Source organism: Faecalibacterium sp. i25-0019-C1 (assembly GCF_042854225.1).
GTDB lineage: Bacteria > Bacillota > Clostridia > Oscillospirales > Ruminococcaceae > Faecalibacterium > Faecalibacterium taiwanense.
Genome location: NZ_AP031428.1, coordinates 263,613 through 288,341, shown reverse-complemented (window position 1 = coordinate 288,341; position 24,729 = coordinate 263,613). Strand labels below are relative to the sequence as shown.

Here is a 24,729-nt window from a genome sequence, read left to right as displayed (position 1 = left end):
CGCAAGGCGACTGAGAGGGTTCTTTCCTTATTCTTCCCAGATGGCGGTTGCGCCGCAGGGCACCACGCCGCCGGTGGCAGAGACCGGCAGGCCGATCTCATCGCAGGAGGTCTCGCCGCCAAAGCGGGGCACCAGCGTGGTCTTGAGCATATATTCCATGACCGCCGGGGACAGGCCGGTGGTGTAGCTGTTCACTGCAAAAAACAGCGGTGTATCGCTCAGCACCTCTTCGCACTGGCTGATGAGGTCGTAGATGCAGTCCTCCAGCTTCCAGATCTCACCGCCGGGGCCGCGCCCGTAGCTGGGCGGGTCCATGATGATGCCGTCGTAGGTGTTGCCGCGGCGCTTTTCGCGGGCAACGAACTTGGCACAGTCGTCCACCAGCCAGCGGATGGGCCGGTCGGCAAGGCCGCTTGCCGCAGCATTGTCCTTGCCCCACGCCACGATGCCCTTGGAGGCATCCACATGGCAGACGGTGGCACCTGCCGCCGCACAGGCCAGCGTGGCACCGCCGGTGTAGCCGAACAGGTTCAGCACCTTTACCGGGCGGCCTGCGGCACGGATTTTTTTGGCGTACCATGCCCAGTTGACAGCCTGCTCCGGGAACACGCCGGTGTGCTTGAAGCCGGTGGGGCTGACGATGAGGGTGAGCTTATCCTCGCCCTCGCCGCAGCTGATCTTCCACTTTTCGGGCAGACGGCGCTTGTACTCCCACTCGCCGCCGCCCTGATTGGAGCGGTGATAAACAGCATCTGCCTTTGCCCATAGCGGGCTTTGCTTGGGCGTTTTCCACACCACCTGCGGGTCCGGGCGGATGAGGATGGTCTCACCCCAGCGCTCCAGACGGTTGCCGTCGGTGGCATCCAGCAGTTCATAGTCTTTCCAGGTATCTGCAGGGCGCATAGCGTCCTCCCTTCTCTTTTATCCGTTTCTTACTGGCCCAGAATGCGCTTGTTGATCTTATCCACGATGCGGTCGGCGCAGCGGTGGATGGCGTCCAGATCCTGGCCCTCCACCATCACGCGGATCTTCGGCTCAGTGCCGGACACCCGCACCAGCACGCGGCCCATGCCCATAAGCTTCTGCTGCTCGTTCTCAATGAAACCAGCCAGAACTTCGTCCTCTTTGTAGGCTTTTTTCTGGGCGGCGTTGGCGGTCACATTCACCAGCACCTGCGGATACTGGGCGTAGATGCCGTTCAGTTCGCTCATCTTCTTGCCGCTCTCAGCCAGCAGCTTGAGCAGCTTGCCGGCGGTCAGCTCACCGTCGCCGGTGGTGGCATGGTGCAGCAGGATGACATGGCCGCTCTGCTCGCCGCCGATGGCAAACCCGTTCTCGCGCATGTTTTCCAGCACGTAGCGGTCGCCCACGGCGGTCTTTTCGGTGTTGATGCCCTGACTCTCCATATATTTGATGAAGCCCAGATTGGACATGACCGTAACCACGGCGGTGTCGCCGTCCAGACGGCCTTTTTCCTTCATGGTCATGGCCAGCAGGGCAATGATCTTGTCGCCGTCCATCTCCTGACCCTTTTCGTCGCAGCCAAGGCAGCGGTCGGCATCGCCGTCAAAGGCAATGCCGCAGTCAAAACCGCCTTCCACCACAGCCTTTTCCAGATTTTCCAGATGGGTACTGCCCACACCCTTGTTGATGTTCTGGCCGTCAGGCTCAATGCCGATAAAGGTGCACTTTGCGCCCAGACGGGGGAACAGCTTCTGCGCCACAGCAGCCGAAGCGCCGTTTGCACAGTCGATGCAGATGTTCAGGCCGGTCAGGTCGCCGTGGATGGACTCATACAGGTGATCCACATAGTCCTGCAGGCCGTCATCGCGGCGGTACACACGGCCCACCTCGGCACCGGTCTTCAGCTCAATGCCCGCGCAATCGTTGTCGATGTAGGCTTCGATCTGGTTCTCCACCTCGTCCGGCAGCTTATAGCCGGTACCGGCAAAGATCTTGATGCCGTTGAACTCCATCGGATTGTGGGAGGCAGAGATCACGATGCCGGCATCGGCATTGTACTTGCCCACCAGATAGGCCACAGCGGGCGTTGGCAGAACGTCAAGGCTCTCCACATCCGCACCCACGCTGCACAGACCGGCGGTCAGGGCTGCTTCCAGCATATCACCGGACTGGCGGGTGTCCTTGCCGATCAGGATGCGCGGACGGTGGCCGGTGCTGCCGGTCAGCACCGCAGCAGCGCCGCGGCCGATCTTCATTGCCAGCTCACAGGTCAGGTCTGCGCCTGCAACACCGCGCACACCATCGGTTCCAAAATATTTTCCCATAATACTACCCCACTTTCTATAGAAAGAAGAACCCTCTCAGTCAATGCCTTGCGGCATTGCCAGCTCCCCCAAAAGGGGGAGCTTTTTGGCATCTTTTGGTTTTTCGCTCATGAAGCTCTCCCTTCGGGAGAGCTGGACGCGAAGCGGCCTGAGAGGGTCAGAACAAACTCTGCTGCCCGTTGTCCTCGGGCGCAGCGGCCTCCAGCGCTTTCAGGCCCAGATGTTCGTAGGCCAGCCGCGTTGCGCAGCGGCCCCGGGGCGTCCGGGTCAGAAAGCCCATCTGCATCAGATACGGCTCACACAGGTCTTCCAGCGTGACGGATTCCTCGCCGAGGGCCGCCGCCAGCGTTTCCAGACCCACCGGGCCGCCGTTGTACATTTCAATGATCGCACGCAGCATACTGCGGTCCAGTTCGTCCAGACCCAGTGCGTCCACGTCCATCCGCTTGAGGCCCATCAGGGCCACATCCCGGTCAATGATGCCGTCGCCCAGCACGGTGGCAAAGTCGCGGATGCGCTTCAAAAAGCGGTTTGCCACGCGGGGCGTGCCGCGGCTGCGCTTGGCCAGCTCGTAAGCACCTTCCGGCGTGATGGGCTGGTCGAGGATGCCTGCCGAGCGCTGGATGATCTTGCTCAGTTCATCCGGGCTGTACAGCTCCAGCTTGAGCAGCACGCCAAAGCGGTCGCGCAGAGGGCCGGTGATCTGGCCTGCACGGGTGGTGGCACCCACCAGCGTGAACCGCGGCAGGTTGATGCGGATGCTCTGGGCGCTGGGGCCTTTGCCGATCATGATATCCAGCGCATAGTCTTCCAGTGCCGGATACAGCACCTCTTCCACCTGACGGGACAGGCGGTGGATCTCGTCGATGAACAGTACATCGCCCTCCTGCAGATTGGTGAGCAGGGCAGCAAGGTCGCCGGGCTTTTCAATGGCCGGGCCGCTGGTAATACGGATCTGTACGCCCATTTCGTTGGCAATGATGCCTGCCAGTGTGGTCTTGCCAAGGCCCGGCGGGCCGTAGAGCAGGATGTGGTCCATCGGTTCGCCGCGCCGCTTGGCAGCTTCCAAGTAAATTTTCAGGTTCTGCTTGACCTTTTCCTGCCCGATATAGTCTTCCAGATGCTGCGGGCGGAGGTTGTTTTCCTCGCTGTCCGCCGCCGTCATGCCGGGCTGCATCATTTTTGCGCCGTACAGCGCAGTTTCGTCCTGCATTCTTTACCTCCTGCCTGCCATGCTGCGCAAGGCCAGTTTGATGATCTCTTCCACGGGCAATGCCGCGTCGATCTTGGAAACGGCAAGCGCTGCTTCGCTCTGGCTGTACCCCAGCGACACCAGCGCCGCAATGGCCTGACTGCTGCCCTGAGAAGCCTGTGTGTCGGCGGAAGCACCTGCCACATCCTCCAGCGAGATGCCGTCCACAAAGCCCTTGGCGACCTTGTCCTTCAGCTCCAGCACGATGCGCTGTGCAAGCTTCGGCCCCACGCCGGAAGCCGCCTTGAACGCCTTGTGGTCCCCCGCCGAGATTGCCAGTGCCACGCGGTCCGGCTCCATCACACTCAGGATGGCAAGGCCAACCTTAGGCCCCACGCCAGACACGGCGGTCAACATCTCAAAGCAGGCCTGCTGCTGCTCGGTGGCAAAGCCGTAAAGGCTCACGTCGTTCTCGGTGATGCTCATCACGGTATAAATGGTGGCTTCCTTGCCCACGCCGGGCAAGGCCCCGGCCACGCTGGCCGGGCACTGGGCATAGTAGCCTACACCGCCGCAGCTGAGCACCACGGCATTCATGCTTTTTTTGACGATTTTTCCTGTCAGACAGTAGATCATTTAAAGCCCTCTCAGTTTCTGTGTCGGCCAATTTTCCTCTGTTCAGCTCGCCCTTCGGGAGAACTCCGGTGCCGCGCCGCTGCAGGCGGACGGAACCGGTGAGAGGGTCAGATCGGCCCGGCCACACGGCGGACAAAGCGGTTGAGCTGGTTGCCGTTGGTGTGGCAGAAGGTGATGGCCATTGCCAGCGCATCGGCGGTATCGTCCGGCTTTGGCACGGCGGGCAGATGCAGCAGCACGCGGGTCATCTCCTGCACCTGCTTTTTCACGGCCTTGCCGTAACCGGTAACAGCCTGCTTGACCTGCATGGGGGTGTACTCGTAGATGGGCAGGCCTGCCTGCGCTGCCGCCAGCAAGATCACGCCGCGGGCTTCTGCCACGCCGATGACCGTGGTCTGATTGTGCTGGTAGAACAGCTTTTCGATGGCAAGCACCTCGGGCCGGGTGCGCTCGATCACCTCTTTGATGCCTGCATACACCTCGTCCAGACGGCGCTCGAACGGCACACCCGCGTCGGTGCACACCGCACCGAAATCCACCGGCGCAAACCGGTTGCCTGCGTAATCCACCACGCCCCAGCCCACGATGGCGTAGCCGGGGTCGATGCCCAAAACTCTCATGCTGCAAATACCTTCCGATACTATTCCTATTATAACTTTATTATTATATCACAACAAAACAGTGTGAGCAACAGAAAACCTTTCGCATGCCGCCGCCAAATGTGCGCTGGCGCGTAAAAAGGGCAGTCAGCGCCCCTGCCTTTAAAAAAGTTTTACAATTTTTGAAAAAGCACTTGCTTTTTGGCAGAAGGTATGGTAATATAATCAAGCTGATTTCGGCAAAACAGAATATGGACGGTTAGCTCAGCTGGTAGAGCATCTGCTTGACGTGCAGGAGGTCACAGGTTCGAGTCCTGTACCGTCCACCAAACAGTTCGTACTCGAACCCGATTCTTTACGAGAAAGGGTTCGGGTACGTTTTTTGTTTATCGGAGGTTCTGCGGAAGGACTACTCGGAACGGTAAACGAGCAAAGGCAGGGTATCATCGTGGTGATGGTATCCTGCCTTTTGTTTTGCGGGATCAAGGTCGCTTTGTGCGAACTTGATCGTCCCCCTATATGGCGCGTTTGGGGGTAATCGCTGCGTACGTGCGTACCGGGAGCCTGTACACCTCTGACAATATGTAACACACTAGACTTTGTTCCAAAGTCCGTGTGCTAAGGGGCAGGCCCCTTAGAATTCCTGTGGAGTGTGTACGCACGTACGCAGGAAAACGGCAAAATTTCACTATATCGGGGTGTTCTTTCATTGGAGAGTATGATATACTCGGCTTAGTTCAACAAATCGAAATTTGAGGAGATAGACTAGTGAGAACATACGAGAATAAAGATGAACTTAAGAACGAGATAAATAAAAGTTTTGCAAAGTACATTTCAGAATTTGATATTATTCCGGAATCATTAAAAGATAAGAGAGTTGAGGAAGTTGACAGAACTCCAGCAGAAAATCTTGCTTACCAGGTTGGCTGGACAACTCTTGTTCTTAAATGGGAATCAGACGAAAGAAATGGTCTTCATGTCAAGACTCCTTCGGATGATTTCAAGTGGAATCAGCTTGGCGAATTATATCAATGGTTTACAGATACATATGCTTATCTGTCGTTGCAGGAGTTGAAAGATATGCTGAGAGAGAATATTAATTCGATTTATGAAATGATTGACTCATTAAGCGACGAAGAGTTATTCGAGCCACATATGAGAAAGTGGGCCGATGAAGCAACCAAAACAGCGGTCTGGGAAGTATACAAGTTTATACATGTTAACACGGTTGCTCCGTTCGGAACATTTAGAACTAAGATTAGAAAATGGAAAAAGATAGCACTATAACTTCCAGTTTGCTGTACTCGTTCCTAGCAGGGTTTGGGGCAGGCACGCCCCAACAAGAAGCTGTCCCAAAGGGGCAAGAATTTTCAAGAATTGAAAATTTGTGGCCACGGGACGATTCTTGCTCTCACCTTTTTCGCTGCGTTTCGCAATTTTCACATTTCAATCTGCTCGCAGATTGTTGACAAGCTGCGCTTGACCCGATACTATAAAGGCAAGTCGAATACACGCCAAGGAGGTGCAACCATGACCGCCGTGATCTACGCCCGCTATTCATCCGACAGCCAGCGTGAAGCGTCCATTGAGGGACAGCTGCGCGACTGCAAGGACTACGCCGAGAAGAACGGCATCACTGTGGTCGGCACCTACATTGACCGTGCCTACTCTGCCAAAACGGATGACCGCCCGGACTTTCAGCGGATGATCAAGGACAGCGCGAAGAAAATCTTCGATGTGGTTCTGGTCTGGAAGCTCGACCGCTTTGCCCGGAATCGGTTCGATGCCGTGAACTACAAGTACCAGCTGGAAAAGAACGGTGTCCATCTGGTGTCTGCCATGGAACCCATTTCGCAGGGACCTGAAGGCATTATGGTGGAGAGTATGCTGATCGGCATGGCAGAATATTATTCCGCCGAACTTGCCCTGAAAGTAGCGCGCGGTGAGCGCGAAAACGCCCTCCAGTGCAAGTACAACGGCGGTATCGTTCCGCTGGGCTTCACCATTGGCAAGGAGGACCGACTGTACCATATCGACCCGGAGACGGCTCCCATTGTGCAGGAGATCTTCACCCGGTACGCCAACGGCGAGCCTGCCGAGAAAATCGCAGCCTCCCTGAATGAGCGAGGGCTGCGCACCCGCACCGGGAAGCCGTTCGTGAAGAACAGCTTCTTCCAAATTTTCCGGAACCGCCGTTACATCGGTGAATACCGATATAAGGACATCGTGACACCGGGCGGCATTCCCGCCATCGTGGACGAGGACTTGTTCAACCGGGTGCAGCAGCGTTTCGAGCAGAACAAGGTCGCCCACGGTCGCCCTGCAAAAGAGGATGTGAGCTATCTGCTGACCACCAAGCTGTTCTGCGGCAAGTGCGGTACGCTCATGGGCGGCGAAAGCGGCACAAGCCACATGGGAAACACCTACTATTACTACAAGTGCGGCAAAGCCAAACGCCACGGCAAGGCGCACTGCGATCTGAAAGCCATCCGCAAAGAGCCGTTGGAACGGTTCGTGGTGGAGACTGCCATCAAGGTGATTTTCAGCGATGAAATCATCGAACAGCTGATAGATTTGGTCATGGAAGCCCAGCAGAAGGAGAACACCCGGCTGCCTGTCCTGAAAGACCAGCTCAGGGACACAGAGAAGCGGCTGGCAAACCTTCTGGAAGCCATTGAACAGGGCATCCTGACCCCGACCACCAAGCAGCGGTTGGACGAACTGGAAGCCCGGAAGGAAGCCCTGAACACCAGCATTCTGGAAGAAGAGCTGAAAAAGCCAGTCCTGACCCGCGAATGGATGCGGTTCTGGTTTGAAAAATTCCGCAAGGGTGACATGAGGGACATGGAACACCAGCGGCAGATCATTGATACCTTTGTCAACTCGGTCTACGTTTTTGACGACCGGGTCGTGCTCAATTTCAACTTCACGGACGATTCCAAAACCATCTCCCGTGAAGAGGTGTTGGGTTCGAGTGCTGTGGACAATGCTCCACCACAAAAATCCTCAGACTTTCGTCTGAGGATTTTTTGTTTGGTGGCGGTACAGGACTCGAACAGGGCGGCTCTGACGACGCCAGTCGGCAGAGTAAGCAATCAGCCCAGTGGGCTGTTGCTTAGCCCGCGGTTCCCAACACCTAGGAATGTCTACCAAGAAAGATGTCGCCCGACCATTCGGTCTGGGAATGTGGTGGGCGGTACAGAACTCGAACAGCAATAAACAAAGGCAGGGTATCACCGTGGCGGTGTGCCCTGCCTTTTGTTTTGCATCCCCCTATATTGTGCGTTTCGGGTCAATCGCTGCGTACGTCCGCACATGGTCGGTACGCACGTACGCAGGAAAAAGGGCAAGTTCTGATATATAACAGTAGTCTTTTATTGTGTAATATGATATACTCACGTCAACATAACAATTGTGAATGAGCGCAATTTCAAATGGACATCAATCGTATTTTAAGTGAACGAGCTATCTAAAAAAGGAGGTATTTGCTATGAAAAAAGCATCGAACATTTGGGTTCGCAGAGGTCTTTTGCTTCACCGTTTGCATGGACAGGAATTAGCATTAGCTCTCCTATTAAAGCAAAAACCGATGTCTGCTCCACAAATTTGCTCGTCCCTTTTGGAAAAAGAAATACGCTTTGACCGCAAGAAGATTGGAAAACTTTTGGCAGACCTTGAATGGTGGGGAGTTGTCTCTAACGATAGTGGTGTATATAGCTGCCAATGCGCTGTGCTGGATAACTGTCAAGAGCGCTATAACGAGAGCCAGTTGATCGATTTGATTGGGTTGACTCAAAACACTGTGAACGGCCAATCTTTTTATAGTTCTATGCCTCCGATGAGCGTCAGTTCTCGTGGACCCAGTGGTGCATAATCATGTAATTTCCAAATAGTAAGAAGCAGGGTTTGGGGCAGGCACGCCCCAACAAGTTCGCGTTTGCGAAGCAACAAACGCCCCAGTGGGGTGTTTGAGTGGCAGCCCGGTCTTGCGCTGGAAAATTATAAAAACCCGGAATCTTTTTGGGGCCAAAATGGCTCAAAAAGGGTTCCGGGTTTCTGATTTTGCGCTATTCCTTTGTGCAAGCTGCTATCGCATTTTTATTTTGCAACAGCCCCTCTTTTTTATTTTCGGGTATAGGCTTCCATGCCGTGCTCGGCGGGGTCGTAATATTCCATCAGGGTGATGTAGTTTTCCGGGTAGTGGCAGAATGCCGCACGCAGAACGCTGTCTGCCGGGCTGTTCACGCTCATCAGGCTGAGGATGTAGTACACCAGCATCCTCAGCACATCGCTCTCCACCTCGTAGCACAGACCCACCGCCAGCACCGGCACCACCACCTGCTGCGCCCGCAGCGGCACGATGGCCCCCACCTGCTCCAGAATGGGTCTGCTCATGGCCGAAGCCGTCATCACGCAGCGCAGCACCTTCGTCCACGACATTTTACGGATGTTCTCCATGCTGCGCAGCCGTTCCATCACAGCTTCATCGTCCAGGATCACGCCCTCGGCCGCCTCTTTCTCCGAGAGGGTAAAGGCACACTGCAGCATATCCATAAAGGCAGCTTCATATTTTTCGTGGTAATTTGCGGCGCTTTTGCAGAACGCCAGAGCCGCCGCGATCACCGAATCCACATCTTCCTTTGTGGCCAGCTGGTCGAACCGCAGCGGCACGCCTCCCATCCGGCTCTCGATGATGCTCAGATCATCCAGCTCGTTCTGGTACGCCGTGGAGGGCAGAAAGCGGTCGTTTCCGTTGCGGTGGTAGCCCCACTCTTCCGGCATCACGCGGGCCACGATATCGCCGCTGGAAATGATGTTGAAGATATTGCTTACATCCCAATCCGTTTTCAGTCCTCCGTCTGCCGTGTGGTCGTTGTCGTAGTCCGCCTGCAGATCCGGGCGGTCTGCTGCCGTCAGTGCCGCCGGTGCGGCAAAGGTGTAAACAAAGGTATTTTCCTGTGCGATCTGCGGCAGCTGCTGCCGGATGCGCGCCGCCGTCAGGTTTGCCACAGCCGCGCCGCGGCTGTAGCCGCCCAGCCAGAGCTTGATGGTGCCCAGCGTTCCCGCTGCAGCCTCGGCTTTTTTCAGGTAGTCCTGCAGATCTTCAAAAAAATGCTCTGCTGCTGTCACAAAGCCATAGTGCCCGCCGCCTTCGCCCACATGCAGGTTGCTGGCCCACTCGGCACCATAGCCGACACCGCGCAGCATGGCTGCAATAATGGTGGTGCGCTGGCCATCCTGTACCAGTGTTTTCTGCGCAAAAGCACAGCCCGCGGTATCCACCGGGGTGTTCAGGCTGCACTGGTAGCCCGCATAGACCGCATTGGCAAAGCCAAGCTTCTGGTAGGCATCCGCAATGCTGTCCTCACGGCCCGCTTCACCCTCCACCCAGTAAAGCGCATCGCTCTGGTAGGTGTTGCCACTTGCCGCCACAAGGCCCAGCGTTGCCAGTGCCAGCTTGTGGCTGTACTGCAGCGCCGTGTTCTCAAAAAAGGCATCTGTATAATAAAAATCGTGGGAGAGATCTGTTTCGCTGTGGTCGCTGCGGAAAGCAAAGGAGTAGTAATCCTCCGGCACCGCACTGCCCACCACAGCCTGTGCGGCCTGCGGCAGCAAAGCCTCTGCCGCCGCGTGCGGGGCCAGCACGCCTGCCACGGCAGCTGCTGCCGCCTTGCAAAAGGCACGTCGTTTTATGGTCTTCATCTTCCTGCTCCAATCAAGGCTTCTGCATAAAACCAGCCTGTTTTTCTAAGTATAGCGGATTTTGCACGCTGATACAATCGCTCTTTCTTAATAAAAAAACAGTCCATGCTCCACACACAGACTGTTTTATGGTATAGTATAAAGGTGTCCGGCTCATCTCAGCTCGATCTGCCTGCAGTAGTCCACGATGTGGTGGAACATCTGTTCCACTGCCGGGGCCATTGCGGCGGGGCGCTGCACAGCCAGGCCCACCACACGGTCTTCCTCTGGCTCGATGGGATAGATCTTGATCGCGGCCTTGCAGTCGCGCAGCAGCATCTGCGGCATGATGGAAATGCCCAGACCTGCTTCCACCATGGCGATGTTGGACTGGTCGTCGATGACATGGCAGCGGCGCTCGGTGCCGATCTTATATTTTTTCAGGAACTGGCGCATCTCAGCATCGGTGGCATCGCACTGCACAACGAAGCTTTGGCCGTTCATCAGGGCGGGAGTCATCACGCCGTTTTCCGGTTCGGGCCAGTCCTGCGGCACGATGCACAGCAGCGGCTCGCGGAACAGCTCGGTGAGGTTGAACTCTTCACGGCAGGTGGAGGAAAGGAACGCGATATCCACCTGACCGGTTCGCAGCCATTCCTTCACATCGTCGTAGGTGCCCTGATACACCTCGATCTCGATCTGCGGGTAGTGGGTCATAAAGCTTTTGAGCAGGCCCGGCAGCAGCGAAGCACACACCGAGTTGAATACGCCCAGCTTCACCTTGCCCTTTTCCAGGCCGTTCAGGCGGGCGATGCTCTGCTTGAGGGCCTCGTCGCTGTTGAGCACATCGCGAATAGAGGGATACAGGGATGCGCCGTAGCTGGTCATGGATACGCCGTTTTTGCCGCGGTTGAACAGAGCAAAGCCCAGCTCCTCCTCCATTACGGCAATGGCGTGACTGATGGCCGATGGGGTCAGGTGCAGCTGCTGTGCCGCCTTGTTGAAGCTGCCCTGCCGGGCCACGGCATCAAAAATCTCGTAGGAAAAAAGCGTCATGCCCAAAGCCTCCTTCCGTTTTTACTGGTTCGGAGACGCCCGATTCTCTGTGAATCTTTTTCATCTTTCATTTGAGATAGTTCAATTATCTTCTTGATTGTACTATCCCGCGCCTTTTCTGTCAAGCATTTTCGCCCGATTTATGCGCCTTTCCGGCGTATTTTGTCAAGGATGACGCAGGAGCCTGCCAGCCTGCGCCGTATCATTAAAAAAGCACAAAAAGTAGATTTTTTATCAAGTGAGGGATTCCTTATGACCGAGACTGCCAAAGCCCCTGTCCGCTGTGGACTCAGCGGCACAGCGCTCAAATACATCGCCTGCATCACCATGCTCATTGATCACATCGGCGCTTCCTGCATCGAAGCCGGTATCCTGCTGCCGGCCCTCGCCGCCGGTGCTGCCAGCTGCGGTGGCATCCCGGTCAGCACCCTGCTGGCGGCAGACCGTGTGCTGCGGTATATCGGGCGGCTGGCCTTTCCCATCTTCTGCTTTCTGGCCGTGGAGGGCTTTCTGCACACCCACGATGTAAAAAAATACGTCCGGCGGCTTCTGCTGTTCGGCCTTCTGAGCGAGGTGCCTTTTGACCTTGCCTTTTTCCGCACACCGTTCGCCCCGCAGCACCAGAACGTTTACTGGACGCTGGCGCTGGGCGTGCTGGCTATGGCAGGACTCAAGCGCTTTGAAAAGGAAAACGGCCTGCCCGGCTGGCAGGGGCTTGTGTGGGCGGGCGGCTGCGCCGCGCTGGCGCTGGCTGTCAACACCGACTACCACGCCATCGGCGTGCTCATCATCTGCACCCTGTACCTGACCCGCGCAGACCTCAAGCGGCAGTGCCTTGCAGGTGCGCTGCTGTTTTTGTTCGAGCTGACCGCGCCGCTGGCCTTTGTGCTGGTCTGGTTCTACAACGGGCAGCGCGGCGCGTGCAGTCCGCTGCAGAAAAAAGCCTTTTACTGGTTCTACCCGGTGCACCTGCTGGTGCTAGCAGGTATCACAAACCTTATGCTATAACAGCAGAAAGCCCGCCGTCCAAAGACAGCGGGCTTTTTTACAGCTTCTCACATCGGGAACATCGCACCGGTCAGCAGCAGCATGGCAGGCACTGTGACCAGCATACACACGGTGGAGTGGGCCACTGCCTGACTGGCAAGGGTCGCTTCGGTGCCGGTCTGCTTGGCCAGCACAGCGGCAAGGCTGCCGGCCGGGCAGCATGCGATGATGGACAGGCCGGTGCGCAGCACATTGTCCAGCGGCAGCAGCCACAGCAGCAGCATGAACAGCAGCGGGAACAGGATGCCGCGCAGCAGGGTGACCCGGTACAGGAAACCGGTGTGCAGCAGCGCACGGATGTCGCTGTCTGCCAGCAGCACACCTACGATCATGAGCGCCAGCGGGGTGGTGCAGCCGCCCACCGCACTGCAGAACTGCTGCACCGGTGCGGGCAGCCGCCAGCCGGTGGCCAGCAGCACCAGCATAGCCACTGTGGCAATGTTGGTGGGGGTGATGAAGGTCTTGAGCCGGATCTTCTCGCCGGGGCGGAACAGGCACACCACATAGGTAAAGAACCATACATTATAAGAGGCCATGGCCATGCCTGCAAACACGGTGCCGCGCGCGGTGCCCAGCAGGGCGCTGCACAGCGGCAGGCCGATGAAGCCGCAGTTGGGTATAGCCGCCGTGCCCACCAGCACCGCATACTTGCCCGGCGTGTCGTGGTGCAGCCAGCTGCTCAACCGGCACAGGCCGGTGGTCACCACAAACAGTGCCAGCAGCAGCACGAACAGCACCCCTGCCTGAGTGAGCAGCTCCGGCTCACCGTCCACGGCTGCACCAGCCAGCATGGTGCAGGGCAGCAGAAGCTTCATGATAAAATCCGACAAAAACTTGCTGTCACGATCCTTGATGATGCCGCTGCGTGCACCTACATAACCCAGCAGCACTTCCAGAAAGATCACCGTGATCTGACCTGCCAAAACGCCAAGCGCCATTGGTTTCTCCTTTTTGTTCCACAAGCCGCATTTTTCCTTTACAAAGGAAAAAGCCCATTGATTTCAACGAATCAACGAGCTTTTTCTTGGCGGAGTAGGAGGGATTTGAACCCTCGCGCCGTTGTTTAGACGACCTACGCCCTTAGCAGGGGCGCCTCTTCGACCTCTTGAGTACTACTCCAGAGCAAAGTGTGTTACACTTATTCAATAAAAAATGGCGGAGAGAGTGGGATTCGAACCCACGGTACGTTGCCGTACGGCAGTTTTCAAGACTGCTTCCTTAAACCACTCGGACATCTCTCCTTGTGGACATCCGCCTTACGCCGTGTCGAATGCCTATTTAATTTACCAGATTTGCACGCCGGTGTCAAGCCTTTGGGGCAATTTTTTTCTTTCAGCCCTTAAAAACAAAATTTACCACAACCTTTTTGGGTCTCGGCCTGTTTCAGGTCTTTACAAGTACACCTTTTTGTTGTATAATAAACACAAGAAAATTTCCTCGCGGTGTAAAGGAGAAATATACCATGTCGTTTTCAGAACTTTTGAAGCAGTGCCGCAAAAAGCAGGGCATCAGCCAGGCTGAGCTGGCTTCCAAACTGGGCGTGACCCAGCAGGCTGTCGGCAAATGGGAAAGCGGCAAGTCCTCTCCCGATCCGTCTACCGTGGCCCGCATTGCCGAGCTTTTGAACACCACAGCAGATTATCTGCTGGGCCTGTACCGCCCGGTAAGCAATGTTTCCGCCCCGGAAGAGCGGTTCTTTGGCAGCTATTCTGAAAGCCTGATCCCGGTGATCGGCACGGTAAAGGCCGGTTACGGTGCCCTCGCCTTTGAGGAGGACTACGGTCAGGAGTATGCCCGTGTGAAGGACCCCTCCAACTATTTTTATCTGGTGGTGCGCGGCGACAGCATGGAGCCCCGCATTCAGGACGGCGACCTTGCCCTTGTGCACAAGCAGGACACACTGGAAAACGGCGACCTTGGCGTGCTGATCTACGGCGATGAGGGCGAGGGCACCCTGAAGCGCTATATCCAGCGCGGCAACTGCGTGGTGCTGCAGCCCTTCAACCCGGCCTACAGCGAAATGGTCATCAAGGGTGAGGACCTGAACCATCTGCACATCGCCGGCCGCGTGGTGGAAACAAAAGCGAAGTGGTAATAACTCCTTCCGTCTGCTCACGCTGTTCGCAGCCACCTCCCTCATGGAGGGAGGCCTTGGCAAAACCGGAAACTTTCCCGTACTGCCAAAGGCTCCTCCTCCGGGGGAGCTGGCACGGCGGCAGCCGTGACTGAAGGAGTTCGGCACAAATTGATGTAAAGCCATCTGCATTTTGCGCATGGCTTTATTTTTTGACCCTTTTCCCACTTTGGAGGTGTATTCTGCATGGAACAGACCCTGATGGACAAGCTTACCATTCTGGCCGACAGCGCCAAATACGATGTTGCCTGCACCTCCAGCGGCGCATCCCGCACCGCGCGGGCAGGCATTCTTGGCAGCTGCTATGCACCGGGCTGCTGCCACGCCTTTACCGCCGACGGCCGCTGTGTAAGCCTTTTAAAGGTGCTCATGACCAACTGCTGTGCCTTCGACTGCAGCTATTGTGTCAACCGCAAGTCCAACGATATCCCCCGTGCCACCTTCACGCCCCGGGAATTGGCTGAGCTGACTGTGGAGTTTTACCGCCGCAACTACATTGAAGGGTTGTTCCTTTCCAGCGCGGTGCTGGGCACGCCGGACTACACCACCGAACGGATGCTGGCCGCCCTGCGGCTGCTGCGGGGCGAATACCGCTTTGGGGGCTACATCCACGCCAAGGCCATCCCCGGCACAAGCCCGGAACTGTTGCAGCAGCTGGGATATCTGGCCGACCGCCTGAGCGTGAATGTGGAGCTGCCCAGTGAGCAGAGCCTGAACCTTCTGGCCCCGGACAAAGGGCGGCACTCCATTTTCCGGCCCATGAAGCAGATCGCAGTTTCCGGCGCGCAGAGCAAACAGGAGCTGACCGTCTACCGCCATGCGCCAAAGTTCGCACCCGCCGGGCAGAGCACCCAGATGATCGTAGGCGCTTCGCCGGAGACAGACTACCACATTTTAAAGCTCACTGAGGGCATGTACCAGAAGTACAGTCTGAAACGGGTGTTCTACTCCGCCTACATCCCGGTAGCCGAGGACACCCGCCTGCCTGCGCTGGACACCAAACCCCCGCTTTTGCGGGAGCACCGGCTGTATCAGGCTGACTGGCTGCTGCGGTTTTACCAGTTCAAGGCAGACGAAATTCTGGATGAAGCCAACCAGAGCTTCAACCCCTACCTCGACCCAAAATGCAACTGGGCCGTGCAGCACTACGGGCTTTTTCCGGTAGATGTGAACCGCGCGCCCTTTGAAATGTTGCTGCGTGTGCCGGGCATCGGTCCCAAAAGCGCCCGGCGCATCTGGCACGCGCGCAAGCTTTCCAGCCTTGGGTTGGACGAGCTGAAGCGCATGGGCGTGGTGCTCAAGCGGGCACAGTATTTCATCACCTGCAAGGGTTTTGCGGGTGCGCACCCGGGCCGCGGCACCGCCGGGCGGGAGCGCATCACGCAGGCGCTCATCGACCCCAACGTGTTCGGCGGCAGCTGCGAACAGCTCAGTCTGTTCACGCCGCCTGCGGTGGACGATTTGATCACGCAGGGCGTGGCACCGCGCGCAGCCATGCGCATGGTGCGGGAGGAGGCGGTGCAATGTCTGGCGAAGGCGCTGTAAATGTTCAAGTTCAGAAAGCCCGCAGGCTCCACGATGCGGATGTGGTGTACCTCTACGACAGCAGCTTTGAAGGCTTTCTGTGCTGCGTGTTCGAGAGCTTTGCCCAGCACGAGATCCCCTTTGCGGTGTGGACACCCCAGCGGGAAACTTCCACCCTGTACCCGGTCAAGGACATCCCCACCGACCACGCCAAGGCTCAGCGGGTGTTTGCCAGCTTTGGCAGAAAGCTTGGCCCCGAGACAGAGTACCTCGTCAGCCGGGATTTCCTCTCTGGGCGGGAGGACAAAGAGCTGCTGCTCATCCGCTTTCTGCATCTGGCCTTCGCCCTCGGCCCCGGCACCGTAAAGCGCACCGGCCACCCGGACGTGGCCCCGCTGTATGAGATGAAGAAAAGCCTTGACTGGGAAGTGGACAAGTTTCAGGGCTTTGTGCGGTTTGAGGAGCACGACGGGATGCTGGGCGCCGTCATTCACCCCAAAAACTACATCCTGCCGCTGCTGCGGCCCCACTTTTGCGGACGGTTCCCGGAAGAAAACTTTATGATCTACGATGCGGTGCATCAGGCTGTGCTGCTGCAGGAGGACCACAAGGCCCGGCTGCTGGAGCTGGCTGCACCGCTGGAGCTGCCGCCGCCCAGCGAGCGGGAGCAGCAGTTTCAGGCATTGTGGAAGCAGTTCTACCAGACGCTGGAGATCAAGGCCCGCCACAACGAAAAATGCCGCATGACCCACTGCCCCAAGCGCTTTTGGGCCGATATGGTGGAGATGAAAGATGAATTTTAACAAAAACGTTGCATCTGCGGCGTTGCAACCCCCAAAACCTATGGTATACTATAAGAGATATCCGGCAGGCCTTCTGCCGAACACTCCCGCACTGCTGCGGGGCAACACAAAAGGAGTATTGTAGCGTTATGGTTCGCATTACTATGGAAGACGGCGGCATCATCGATATCGAGCTGAACGAAGAAGCCGCTCCTATCACCTGTGAGAATTTCAAGAAGCTGGTCAGCGAGGGCTTTTACAACGGCCTGACCTTCCACCGCGTGATCCCCGGCTTTATGATCCAGGGCGGCTGCCCGCTGGGCAACGGCACCGGCGGCCCCGGCTGGAACATCAAGGGCGAGTTTGCTGCAAACGGCGTGAACAATCCGCTCAAGCACACCCGCGGCGTGATCAGCATGGCACGCGCCATGAACCCCAACAGCGCCGGCAGCCAGTTCTTCATCATGCATCAGGATGCACCCCATCTGGACGGCCAGTACGCCGCCTTCGGCAAGGTGGTTGCAGGCATGGACGTTGTGGATAAGATCGCAGCGGTCCGCACCGACTGGAACGACAAGCCCACCACCCCGGTCAAGATGAAGACCGTGGAGCTCATTGGGGGCTGATTTTTAAACCTAAAAAATCCCGACACCTTGCGGTGCCGGGATTTTTTGTTTTTGTTGATGCTTGTTTTTAGCAGCCTTCCTTTTCGGCCAGCTTGCGGCCCATGAGCACGCCCATGACCGAAGCCATCATCAGGCCGCGGGTCCAGCCGGAGGAGTCGCCCAGACAGTGCAGGCCCTTGATGTTGGTGTCAAGGTTCTCGTCCATCTTCACCTTGTTGGAGTAGAACTTCAGCTCCGGGCTGTACAGCAGGGTCTCGTTGGCGGCAAAGCCGGGCACCACCATATCCAGCATCTTGATGAACTCAATGATGTTGGTCATGGCGCGGTAGGGCATGGCGGCGGTAATGTCGCCTGCCACGGCATCCTTCAGGGTGGGCTTCACGTTGGACTGGGCCAGCTCCTTCTGCCATGTGCGCTTGCCGTCCAGAATGTCGCCGTAGCGCTGCACCATGATGTGGCCTGCGCCCAGCATGTTGGTCAGCTCGCCCACCTTCTGTGCGTAGGCAATAGGCTGGTTGAACGGCTCGGTAAAGTTGTGGGAGACCAGAATCGCAAGGTTGGTGTTCTCGCTCTTTTTCTCCTTGAAGCTGTGGCCGTTGACCACGGCAAGGTCGTTGTCGTAGTTTTCCTGCGCCACAAAGCCGCCGGGGTTCTGGCAGAAGGTGCGCACCTTGTTCTTCCAGGGCTTGGGGTAGCCAATGAGCTTGGACTCATACAGCACCTTGTTCACCTTTTCCATGACCTCGTTGCGGCACTCCACGCGCACACCGATGTCTACGGTGCCGGGCTTGTGGGCAATGTGGTGCTCGGCGCAGATCTTTTCCAGCCAGTCCGCACCGCGGCGGCCGGTGCCAATGACCACGGTATCCGCATACACAGGCCGGACCTGATCGCCGTCCTTCAGCAGCACACCCTTGCACTCCTCGTTCTCAAGGATGATGTTCTCGCACTCAGTATTGAACAGCATCTCCACGCCGTTGTCGGCCAGATAGTTCTGGATGGCCAGATACAGCTGCTGCGCCTTCTCTGTGCCAAGATGGCGGATCGGGCAGTCCACCAGCTTCAGGCCGGCATGGATGGCGTTCTTGCGGATCTCCTTGATCTCCTCGCCGGTGTAGATGCCCTCCACATGGGGGTCTGCGCCGAACTCAAGGTAGATCTTGTCGGTGTAGTTGATAAGCTCCTGTGCAAACTCCTCTCCGATCAGGGTGGGCAGGTCGCCGCCCACCTCATAGGAGAGGCTCAGCTTGCCATCCGAGAAGGCACCTGCACCGGAAAAGCCGGTGGTGATGGCGCAGGTGGGGCGGCAGTTGACGCAGTGGCCCACTTCGGCTTTGGGGCAGTGGCGCTTTTCCACGGGCTTGCCCTTTTCCACCAGCAGCATCTTCTTTTTGCTGCCGTGGCGCAGCAGCTCCACAGCGGTAAAAATGCCAGCCGGGCCGGCACCGACAATAATCAGATCATACTTTTCCATTTTCTCTTTTTCCTTTGCTTAGTCGTTAGTATAAAACCCTCTCAGTCAACGCCTGACGGCGTTGCCAGCTCCCCCGAGGGGGGAGCTTTTTCCTGCGGAAGAAAGGGTACACCTTCTTCACAGTATGAGGAAAACGTCATCAAAACAGCGCATTAAGCTCGCCCTTCGGGAGAGCTGGCGCGGAGCGCCTGAGAGGGTTTATTTCTCGTTCTCCTGTTCCACAGTGGCGCTCTCGTCCACCTCATCCAGCTCCACAGCGCTGGCCTCGGCATCAGTGCGGGTCACATCCGGAGCGACTACGCCGTCGCCGTTCAGGTCTTCACCGGTCAGGGACTCCAGCATGGACTGAGTCTCCGGGTGCAGCTTGGCAAAACGGCGCACGGCCAGCACCGTGTACAGGGCGCTGAGCAGGTTGATGGAACCCTCCACGATCAGGATGATGCCAATGGCCATGACCAGCGTTTCCATGGTGCCGAAGGGGTTCAGGATCATGATAATGCCCAGCACCACGCTGAGCACCGGCAGCAGCAGAAAGCTCTTCCAGCTGGAATAGCCGCAGCGGCGCAGATCCAGTGCGTTCTGCACACGACTGATGCTGTCAAAGATCACGAACAGGCCGAACACGATGGGCAGGATACTCACCACGATGTCGCTGCGCAGGATCAGGAACGCACCCAATGCCAGACAGATGATGCCGGAGATCAGGGTGAGCTGGCTTTGGAACACACCGCGTTCCACCACAAAATAGCGGATGAGCTGCACCGCCGCGCAGGCCAGCACCACAGCGCCCAGCGCATAGCACACGATGTTCAGGGCCGTGGTGGGCTTCATGAGCAGAAAAACGCCCAGACCCAGATACAGCGCACTCATGAGCACCAGATTCCATTTGAGCTTTTTTACCATAGAGATCACGTTCCTTTCCTTTGCAGGGACAGTTTTTCACGCCCCTCATTCGGCAGGGGAATACATGGGGGCAATGATGTTTTTGTTGATGCGGGCGTAGAAGCCAAGGCTCAGCAGGACACTGACGATCTCAGCGATGAGGAAGGCCCACCAGACATTGTTGACATTGCCGGTCTGTGCCAGCAGCCATGCGGCCGGCAGCAGCACGAACAGCTGCCGGCAGACCGAAACGATCAGGCTGAACACACCGTTGCCCAGTGCCTGAAACACCGAGCTGAGCACGATGCTGGCACCCGCCAGCAGGAAATGCAGGCAGATGATGCGCATGGCTGGGATGCCAATGGCCAGCATGGCATCACTGGCCGCAAAGATGCCAAGCACCTTATCCGGTGCGAACTGGAAGATGCAGAAACCAATGAGCATGATGCACTCGGCATAGCAGACTGCCAGCTTGATGGTTTTTTTCACGCGGTCCGGTCTGCGGGCACCGTAGTTGTAGCTGATGATGGGCACCATGCCGTTGTTCAAGCCAAAGATGGGCATGAACACGAAGCTCTGCAGCTTGAAGTACACACCGAACACCGCCACCGCTGTGGCCGAGAAGCTCATGAGGATCAGGTTCATGCCAAAGGTCATCAGGCTGCCCACGCACTGCATGGCAATGCTGGGCAGGCCCACCGTGTAGATGCGGCCAATGGCCTTGGCACTGGGGCGGAAGCCCTTGAAGCTGATCTGGATATCTGGGTTCCTGTTCAGGTTGAAGAACAGGGTCATGCCTGCGCCGCAGAACTGGCCGATGACCGTTGCCACAGCTGCGCCGGTGGTACCACTGAGGGCCTCACCGCAGTAACCAAAGATGAAGATAGGGTCCAGAATGATGTTCACCACGGCACCCACCAGCTGGCTGATCATGCTCAGGTGGGTGCGGCCGGTAGCGGCCAGCAGCTTTTCGCCCATGGTCTGGGTGAAAAGGCCCAGACTGAAGATGCAGCACACCGAAAGATACTGGATGCCCTGCTGCGCAATAGCCGCATCACTGGTCTGTGCATAGAAATAGGGCTTCATGCAGGTAAGGCCAATGACGAGGAACACCACGAAGCTGCACAGCGAAAGAAAGATGCCGTTTTTCGCCGTGGCATTGGCGCGGCTCTGGTTCTTTTCGCCCAGACTTTTGGACAGCATGGCGTTCACGCCTACGCCGGTGCCCACGCCCACAGCGATCATCACATTCTGCAGCGAGAAGGCGAGGGACACAGCGGTGAGGGCGCTTTCACTCACATGGGACACGAACACCGAGTCCACCACGTTGTAAAGCGCCTGCACCAGCATGGAGATCATCATGGGCACGCTCAGCTTGACCAGCAGAGGGTTGATCTCCATGGTGCCCATAATGTTTTCCCGCGTTTGGGCGGGAGAGGTCTGGGGTTGCTTTGTTTCCACGTTTGCTCCTTTTTTACATTGGGATGGGTTTGCTAGAGACAGATTGCCGCACTTGTGCAGCTGGCAGGGCTTCTGAAAACCGGAAACGGCATCAGCGCCCGGGTTGCGGCTCCCAGCGTCCACTTCGTGACCGCCCATGCGGCACTCGTGTCCTGCTGGCCGCTGCCCCAACGGCTCCTCCCTGTTTCGGCCGCAGGCCGCGGTCGTCGCCGTTGCCCGAAACGTGGGCAGGGTGCAAAAGCACCCTACCCACGAATCATCGTTGTTTTATTTTGAAGTGCCCGGGCGGTCAGCCAAGGTTCTTCTCCTTGGCGGCGGCTGCGTCCAGGATCATCTTCACGCAGGTCTCGCGGCCCAGAGCAGCGTTGATGGCCAGATCATAGTTGTGGGCATCACCCCAGCGGTTCTGGGTGTAGTAGTTGTAGTAGGCAGAACGGTTGCGGTCGGTCTTTTCCACCTCGTCCTTGATGCCCTTTTCGTCCTTGGCCTTGACCAGAGGATTGGTCTTTGCGTATTCCAGCCGCCACTCCTTGGGGGCGTACACGAACACGCGCAGCACATCCTTGCGCTCACGCAGCACATAGTCGCCGCAGCGGCCCAGGATCACGCAGGGGCCTTCCTCGGCCAGCTGCTTGATGATGCGGCTCTGAAGAATGAACACCTGATCGCCCAGCGGCAGCTCATTGCCCATGGTGTACAGACTGTACAGCAGGCTGTGAGTATGCCGTTTTTCACTGGCGGCAACAGCTTCTTCCGAAAGACCGGAGTGCTTTGCTGCCATGGTAATCAGCTCTTTGTCGTAAAGCTTGATGCCCAGCGCATTTGCCACATCTTCAGCGATGTAGCGGCCGCCCGTGCAGTATTCACGTCCCAAAGTGATGATCGTCTTTGCCATAATGTGTTCCTCCTATGTCTTGATCTATAGCCCAAAGGCTTTGGGTCGGGCCGGTCATTCCGCCGGCTTTTCCTGTGCCTGGGAAACAGGTTGCTCCGGCGTGGGGCGCGGCTTTGGCAGCCGCACCTCCGCCACGCGCATGGCACCGGTCTGGTCCACTGCATACACGCTGCAGCGGCAGCCTGCGGCCATGATCTTTTCCGGGAAGCGGATGCCTCCCTCCGGCGTGCGCTCCATCCGGCAGAAGCTGCGGTGGGCGGTGGTGGCGTGGGCCACACCGTCGTGGCACGCACAGGCCACCCAGCCGGAAAAGCCTTCCGGCAGCGGGTCCTTCACGCCGCGCTGCTCAAAATAGTAAACGTCTGCCGTCTCGCCGGGCACCAGCTCGCAGCGCATCCGCAGCGGACGGTTGGCGGCAACATCGCGGGGTTTTGCCCGCAGGGCGATGGCGCGCCCGGTAAAGTAACGCATAAAGTCCACCAGTGCCATGGTGCAGTTCACTGCGCCGTTGGAATCTGCGGTGGGGTCGTTCAGCAGCACATAATCTGCCATTACGGCATCGTCGTGGCCAAAGCCGCGCAGGCCCATCCAGACCCGCACCGGGTCCCGCTGGCCGCGGATGCGCCGCTCCACCTGCACTGCCACACAGCAGTCATCGTGGATCTGGGCACGCAGGTCGGCAAGGTCCATCCATGCCTGCCAGCAGGGGTAGCCGCAGCAACCAGCGGCAGCAGCCGCAAAGGCCGCATTGGCGGTGGTGCTGTGGGCCATGTCCTCCATCACATAAGCCACTTCTTCGGGCAGGACATCCTCGCCCCAGCAGTTCATCAGTGCCGCCATGACCAGCGGCAGATCCATGGTGCGCCCAAAGCTGGGATCGTGGGCGGAAAGGCAGTATTCCGGCAGATAGAGCTGCCGGTTCAGCGGGTGGCCGTTGTGCTTTTCCCACGCCAGCGGCCGCACTGCCGCGGCCAGCAGGCGCACTGCGGGCGAGACCTTGTCATCGTTGGTGGAAAGGTTCACCTGCAGCTGCACACCGGTGCCGCCGCCGGGCGTTGCCACAGTCACAGTATCGCCCATGAGGAAGATCATGCCGTCGTCACTCTGGGAATTGCAGCTGCAGCGGGGGTAGCCCGGTGCCCACTTGCCAAAGCTCATCCAGCCGGTCCAGTTTCCTCCGGCATATACCCGGCAGCGCACCTCCACCATGGTGTTGTGGGGCGCAAAGGCGTTCCAGCTGACATTCAGGTTGCAGAAGGCCGGCATGGCAAATTCCGGCGTGGTGTAGCTGCCGTATTGCAGGCAGCGGCCCGCCACGCTGTCCAGCACCAGTGCACCGCCGTCCAGTGCCACATTGTCCAGCTGCCCGCGGGAGAAGGTCTCGGTGCCCTGCAAAACCAGATTATTCCGTTGTTCCATGGAGCACCCCTCCTTTGCGGAAGTTCAAATTTACTCTTCGGTGTCGTCGGTGCTTTCGCCGTAGTCCTCTTTGAGGGCGGCTTCCAGCTCGGCATCCTTCATTTTGCGGATGCTCTCCTCAATGTGGAACACCTTTTCAATATCGCCGTAGATGATCTGGCAGGATACTTCGGTCACGAACCAGAAGCCGAAGATCAGCATGAGCAGCAGGCCCAGCGGCATGCACAGGATCACCACGCCCCAGAACAGGATCTGCACGATGGCCGCCGCCAGTGCGTGGGGCAGGAACGCGATCATGCAGTTGATGCTGTTTTTCACGGTCAGGCTGAAGGGCTGATCCAGCAGCACCACCTGCGGCCACATGTAGGCGAACAGCATCTGGAAGATGAGCAGGTTCAGCACCGTGGCTACCCACAGCGGCACGCCCACATTGGTGCCCTTGCTCAGCATATTGAAGCAGAAATACACAAGGAAGATCTGCGCCGTGACCACCACACAGTAGAAGATGCCCGGCGCAATGCTGGCCTTGAAGTTGCGCTTGAAGGCACGGCGATAGGTCACCCACCAGTAACCGGCTTCGTCACGCAGGGCACGCAGCACGGTATCGTACATGCCGGCCAGCGCAGGCCCGGCCAGAATGCCGCCTACCACCGCGCTTGCCAGCATGACAGGCAGGCTGTTTGCCAGAAAGCCGATGTACACCAGACAGATCACCGGCAGAAAGCCGATGCAGGCCAGCAGGTTTGCAAGGAACATGCCGTTCATATCACGGCCCACAAGCTCAAAAAAACGGCCCACGCCGGTCTTGCGGGGAGCATCCTTTTCAACGCCCTTACCGGCCTTGAAGTCATTTGCGGAAGGAAATAAACCCATGTTCGTATGGTACCTCTCTCTTCATCCATTGGGCCGGCAGAAAGCATTTCGTGCAGAAAGTGCCATTGTGCTGGCTTTACAACTATAAATATACCCGCATTTTGTCAATTTTGCAAGACCGCAGATCCTCCGATTTGTAAAAAAAGTGTTATTTCTCCC

General features: G+C 57.6%; 22 protein-coding genes and 3 tRNA genes. 9 read left to right on the top strand and 16 right to left on the bottom strand.

The window, feature by feature from the left end:
* Nucleotides 1-27 precede the first annotated feature (27 nt).
* The 5 genes from ACGHUK_RS01405 to ruvC form a co-directional block, all read right to left on the bottom strand.
* Nucleotides 28-903 (bottom strand): class I SAM-dependent methyltransferase, encoded by an 876-nt coding sequence (locus tag ACGHUK_RS01405; RefSeq protein ID WP_097774246.1) that lies wholly within the window; start codon nucleotides 901-903, stop codon nucleotides 28-30.
* Nucleotides 904-932: 29 nt separating this feature from the next.
* On the bottom strand, nucleotides 933-2,288 hold the full coding sequence (glmM, locus tag ACGHUK_RS01400; protein WP_390574676.1) for a phosphoglucosamine mutase: 1,356 nt from the start codon (nucleotides 2,286-2,288) through the stop codon (nucleotides 933-935).
* 157 nt (nucleotides 2,289-2,445) lie between these two features.
* Nucleotides 2,446-3,501, bottom strand: coding sequence for a Holliday junction branch migration DNA helicase RuvB (gene ruvB / locus ACGHUK_RS01395; protein ID WP_390574674.1), 1,056 nt, complete (start codon nucleotides 3,499-3,501; stop codon nucleotides 2,446-2,448).
* A 3-nt stretch (nucleotides 3,502-3,504) separates the two neighbouring features.
* Complete coding sequence (ruvA, locus tag ACGHUK_RS01390; protein WP_097781213.1) at nucleotides 3,505-4,116, bottom strand: Holliday junction branch migration protein RuvA; 612 nt, start codon at nucleotides 4,114-4,116, stop codon at nucleotides 3,505-3,507.
* A gap of 107 nt (nucleotides 4,117-4,223) precedes the next feature.
* The gene (gene ruvC, locus ACGHUK_RS01385; RefSeq protein ID WP_005943476.1) at nucleotides 4,224-4,736 is read right to left on the bottom strand and encodes a crossover junction endodeoxyribonuclease RuvC; all 513 of its coding nucleotides are present in this window, start codon (nucleotides 4,734-4,736) and stop codon (nucleotides 4,224-4,226) included.
* Between the two features lie 232 nt (nucleotides 4,737-4,968).
* Here ruvC and ACGHUK_RS01380 point away from each other — a divergent pair.
* From ACGHUK_RS01380 to ACGHUK_RS01365, 4 genes are all read left to right on the top strand, one after another.
* A tRNA-Val gene (locus ACGHUK_RS01380) sits at nucleotides 4,969-5,044 on the top strand.
* 439 nt (nucleotides 5,045-5,483) lie between these two features.
* Nucleotides 5,484-6,002: a ClbS/DfsB family four-helix bundle protein gene (locus ACGHUK_RS01375; RefSeq protein WP_110104029.1), complete on the top strand. Its 519-nt coding sequence runs from the start codon at nucleotides 5,484-5,486 to the stop codon at nucleotides 6,000-6,002.
* A 243-nt stretch (nucleotides 6,003-6,245) separates the two neighbouring features.
* Complete coding sequence (locus ACGHUK_RS01370) at nucleotides 6,246-7,934, top strand: recombinase family protein (RefSeq protein ID WP_390574673.1); 1,689 nt, start codon at nucleotides 6,246-6,248, stop codon at nucleotides 7,932-7,934.
* A gap of 271 nt (nucleotides 7,935-8,205) precedes the next feature.
* The gene (locus ACGHUK_RS01365) at nucleotides 8,206-8,589 is read left to right on the top strand and encodes a hypothetical protein (protein WP_097776957.1); all 384 of its coding nucleotides are present in this window, start codon (nucleotides 8,206-8,208) and stop codon (nucleotides 8,587-8,589) included.
* Nucleotides 8,590-8,837: 248 nt separating this feature from the next.
* On the opposite strand, the gene ACGHUK_RS01360 is transcribed toward ACGHUK_RS01365, so the two are convergent.
* Together ACGHUK_RS01360 and ACGHUK_RS01355 are read right to left on the bottom strand one after the other, a co-directional pair.
* A complete protein-coding gene (locus ACGHUK_RS01360) occupies nucleotides 8,838-10,418 on the bottom strand; it encodes a lipase (protein ID WP_154260586.1) in 1,581 nt (526 codons plus the stop codon).
* Between the two features lie 153 nt (nucleotides 10,419-10,571).
* On the bottom strand, nucleotides 10,572-11,453 hold the full coding sequence (locus ACGHUK_RS01355; protein WP_005943485.1) for a LysR family transcriptional regulator: 882 nt from the start codon (nucleotides 11,451-11,453) through the stop codon (nucleotides 10,572-10,574).
* A gap of 252 nt (nucleotides 11,454-11,705) precedes the next feature.
* Here ACGHUK_RS01355 and ACGHUK_RS01350 point away from each other — a divergent pair, with 252 nt between their 5' ends.
* Nucleotides 11,706-12,461, top strand: a complete 756-nt coding sequence (locus ACGHUK_RS01350) for a TraX family protein (RefSeq protein ID WP_390574671.1) — start codon at nucleotides 11,706-11,708, stop codon at nucleotides 12,459-12,461.
* Between the two features lie 47 nt (nucleotides 12,462-12,508).
* Here ACGHUK_RS01350 and ACGHUK_RS01345 read toward each other — a convergent pair whose 3' ends face one another.
* The 3 genes from ACGHUK_RS01345 to ACGHUK_RS01335 all read right to left on the bottom strand — a co-directional run bounded on the left by ACGHUK_RS01345 (nucleotide 12,509) and on the right by ACGHUK_RS01335 (nucleotide 13,741).
* Entirely contained in the window at nucleotides 12,509-13,438 is a 930-nt protein-coding gene (locus ACGHUK_RS01345; protein WP_390574670.1) for an AEC family transporter, read from the bottom strand.
* An 87-nt stretch (nucleotides 13,439-13,525) separates the two neighbouring features.
* A tRNA-Ser gene (locus tag ACGHUK_RS01340) sits at nucleotides 13,526-13,619 on the bottom strand.
* Between the two features lie 34 nt (nucleotides 13,620-13,653).
* Nucleotides 13,654-13,741 (bottom strand) — tRNA-Ser (locus tag ACGHUK_RS01335).
* Nucleotides 13,742-13,962: 221 nt separating this feature from the next.
* Between ACGHUK_RS01335 and ACGHUK_RS01330 the strand changes: the two genes are divergently transcribed.
* From ACGHUK_RS01330 to ACGHUK_RS01315, 4 genes are all read left to right on the top strand, one after another.
* Nucleotides 13,963-14,595 (top strand): LexA family transcriptional regulator, encoded by a 633-nt coding sequence (locus ACGHUK_RS01330; protein WP_005943491.1) that lies wholly within the window; start codon nucleotides 13,963-13,965, stop codon nucleotides 14,593-14,595.
* Nucleotides 14,596-14,820: 225 nt separating this feature from the next.
* Nucleotides 14,821-16,179 (top strand): putative DNA modification/repair radical SAM protein, encoded by a 1,359-nt coding sequence (locus tag ACGHUK_RS01325; RefSeq protein WP_044953876.1) that lies wholly within the window; start codon nucleotides 14,821-14,823, stop codon nucleotides 16,177-16,179.
* Nucleotides 16,158-16,961, top strand: coding sequence for a TIGR03915 family putative DNA repair protein (locus tag ACGHUK_RS01320; RefSeq protein WP_005943494.1), 804 nt, complete (start codon nucleotides 16,158-16,160; stop codon nucleotides 16,959-16,961). The genes ACGHUK_RS01325 and ACGHUK_RS01320 overlap by 22 nt, the downstream gene beginning before the upstream one ends.
* A 128-nt stretch (nucleotides 16,962-17,089) precedes the next feature.
* Entirely contained in the window at nucleotides 17,090-17,566 is a 477-nt protein-coding gene (locus tag ACGHUK_RS01315) for a peptidylprolyl isomerase (protein ID WP_349137645.1), read from the top strand.
* Between the two features lie 67 nt (nucleotides 17,567-17,633).
* Here ACGHUK_RS01315 and ACGHUK_RS01310 read toward each other — a convergent pair whose 3' ends face one another.
* The 6 genes from ACGHUK_RS01310 to ACGHUK_RS01285 all read right to left on the bottom strand — a co-directional run bounded on the left by ACGHUK_RS01310 (nucleotide 17,634) and on the right by ACGHUK_RS01285 (nucleotide 24,570).
* Nucleotides 17,634-19,040 carry an NAD(P)/FAD-dependent oxidoreductase gene (locus tag ACGHUK_RS01310; RefSeq protein ID WP_097774647.1) on the bottom strand — a complete coding sequence of 469 codons (1,407 nt, stop codon included), beginning with the start codon at nucleotides 19,038-19,040 and terminating at the stop codon, nucleotides 17,634-17,636.
* A gap of 198 nt (nucleotides 19,041-19,238) precedes the next feature.
* Nucleotides 19,239-19,943, bottom strand: a complete 705-nt coding sequence (locus tag ACGHUK_RS01305) for an HdeD family acid-resistance protein (RefSeq protein ID WP_390574669.1) — start codon at nucleotides 19,941-19,943, stop codon at nucleotides 19,239-19,241.
* Between the two features lie 45 nt (nucleotides 19,944-19,988).
* A complete protein-coding gene (locus ACGHUK_RS01300; protein WP_154256097.1) occupies nucleotides 19,989-21,332 on the bottom strand; it encodes an MATE family efflux transporter in 1,344 nt (447 codons plus the stop codon).
* Between the two features lie 340 nt (nucleotides 21,333-21,672).
* Nucleotides 21,673-22,278 carry an AAA family ATPase gene (locus tag ACGHUK_RS01295; protein WP_097774644.1) on the bottom strand — a complete coding sequence of 202 codons (606 nt, stop codon included), beginning with the start codon at nucleotides 22,276-22,278 and terminating at the stop codon, nucleotides 21,673-21,675.
* 54 nt (nucleotides 22,279-22,332) lie between these two features.
* Nucleotides 22,333-23,697, bottom strand: a complete 1,365-nt coding sequence (locus ACGHUK_RS01290; RefSeq protein ID WP_005943502.1) for a hypothetical protein — start codon at nucleotides 23,695-23,697, stop codon at nucleotides 22,333-22,335.
* Between the two features lie 30 nt (nucleotides 23,698-23,727).
* On the bottom strand, nucleotides 23,728-24,570 hold the full coding sequence (locus ACGHUK_RS01285; RefSeq protein WP_097774642.1) for a DUF624 domain-containing protein: 843 nt from the start codon (nucleotides 24,568-24,570) through the stop codon (nucleotides 23,728-23,730).
* Nucleotides 24,571-24,729: the final 159 nt, after the last annotated feature.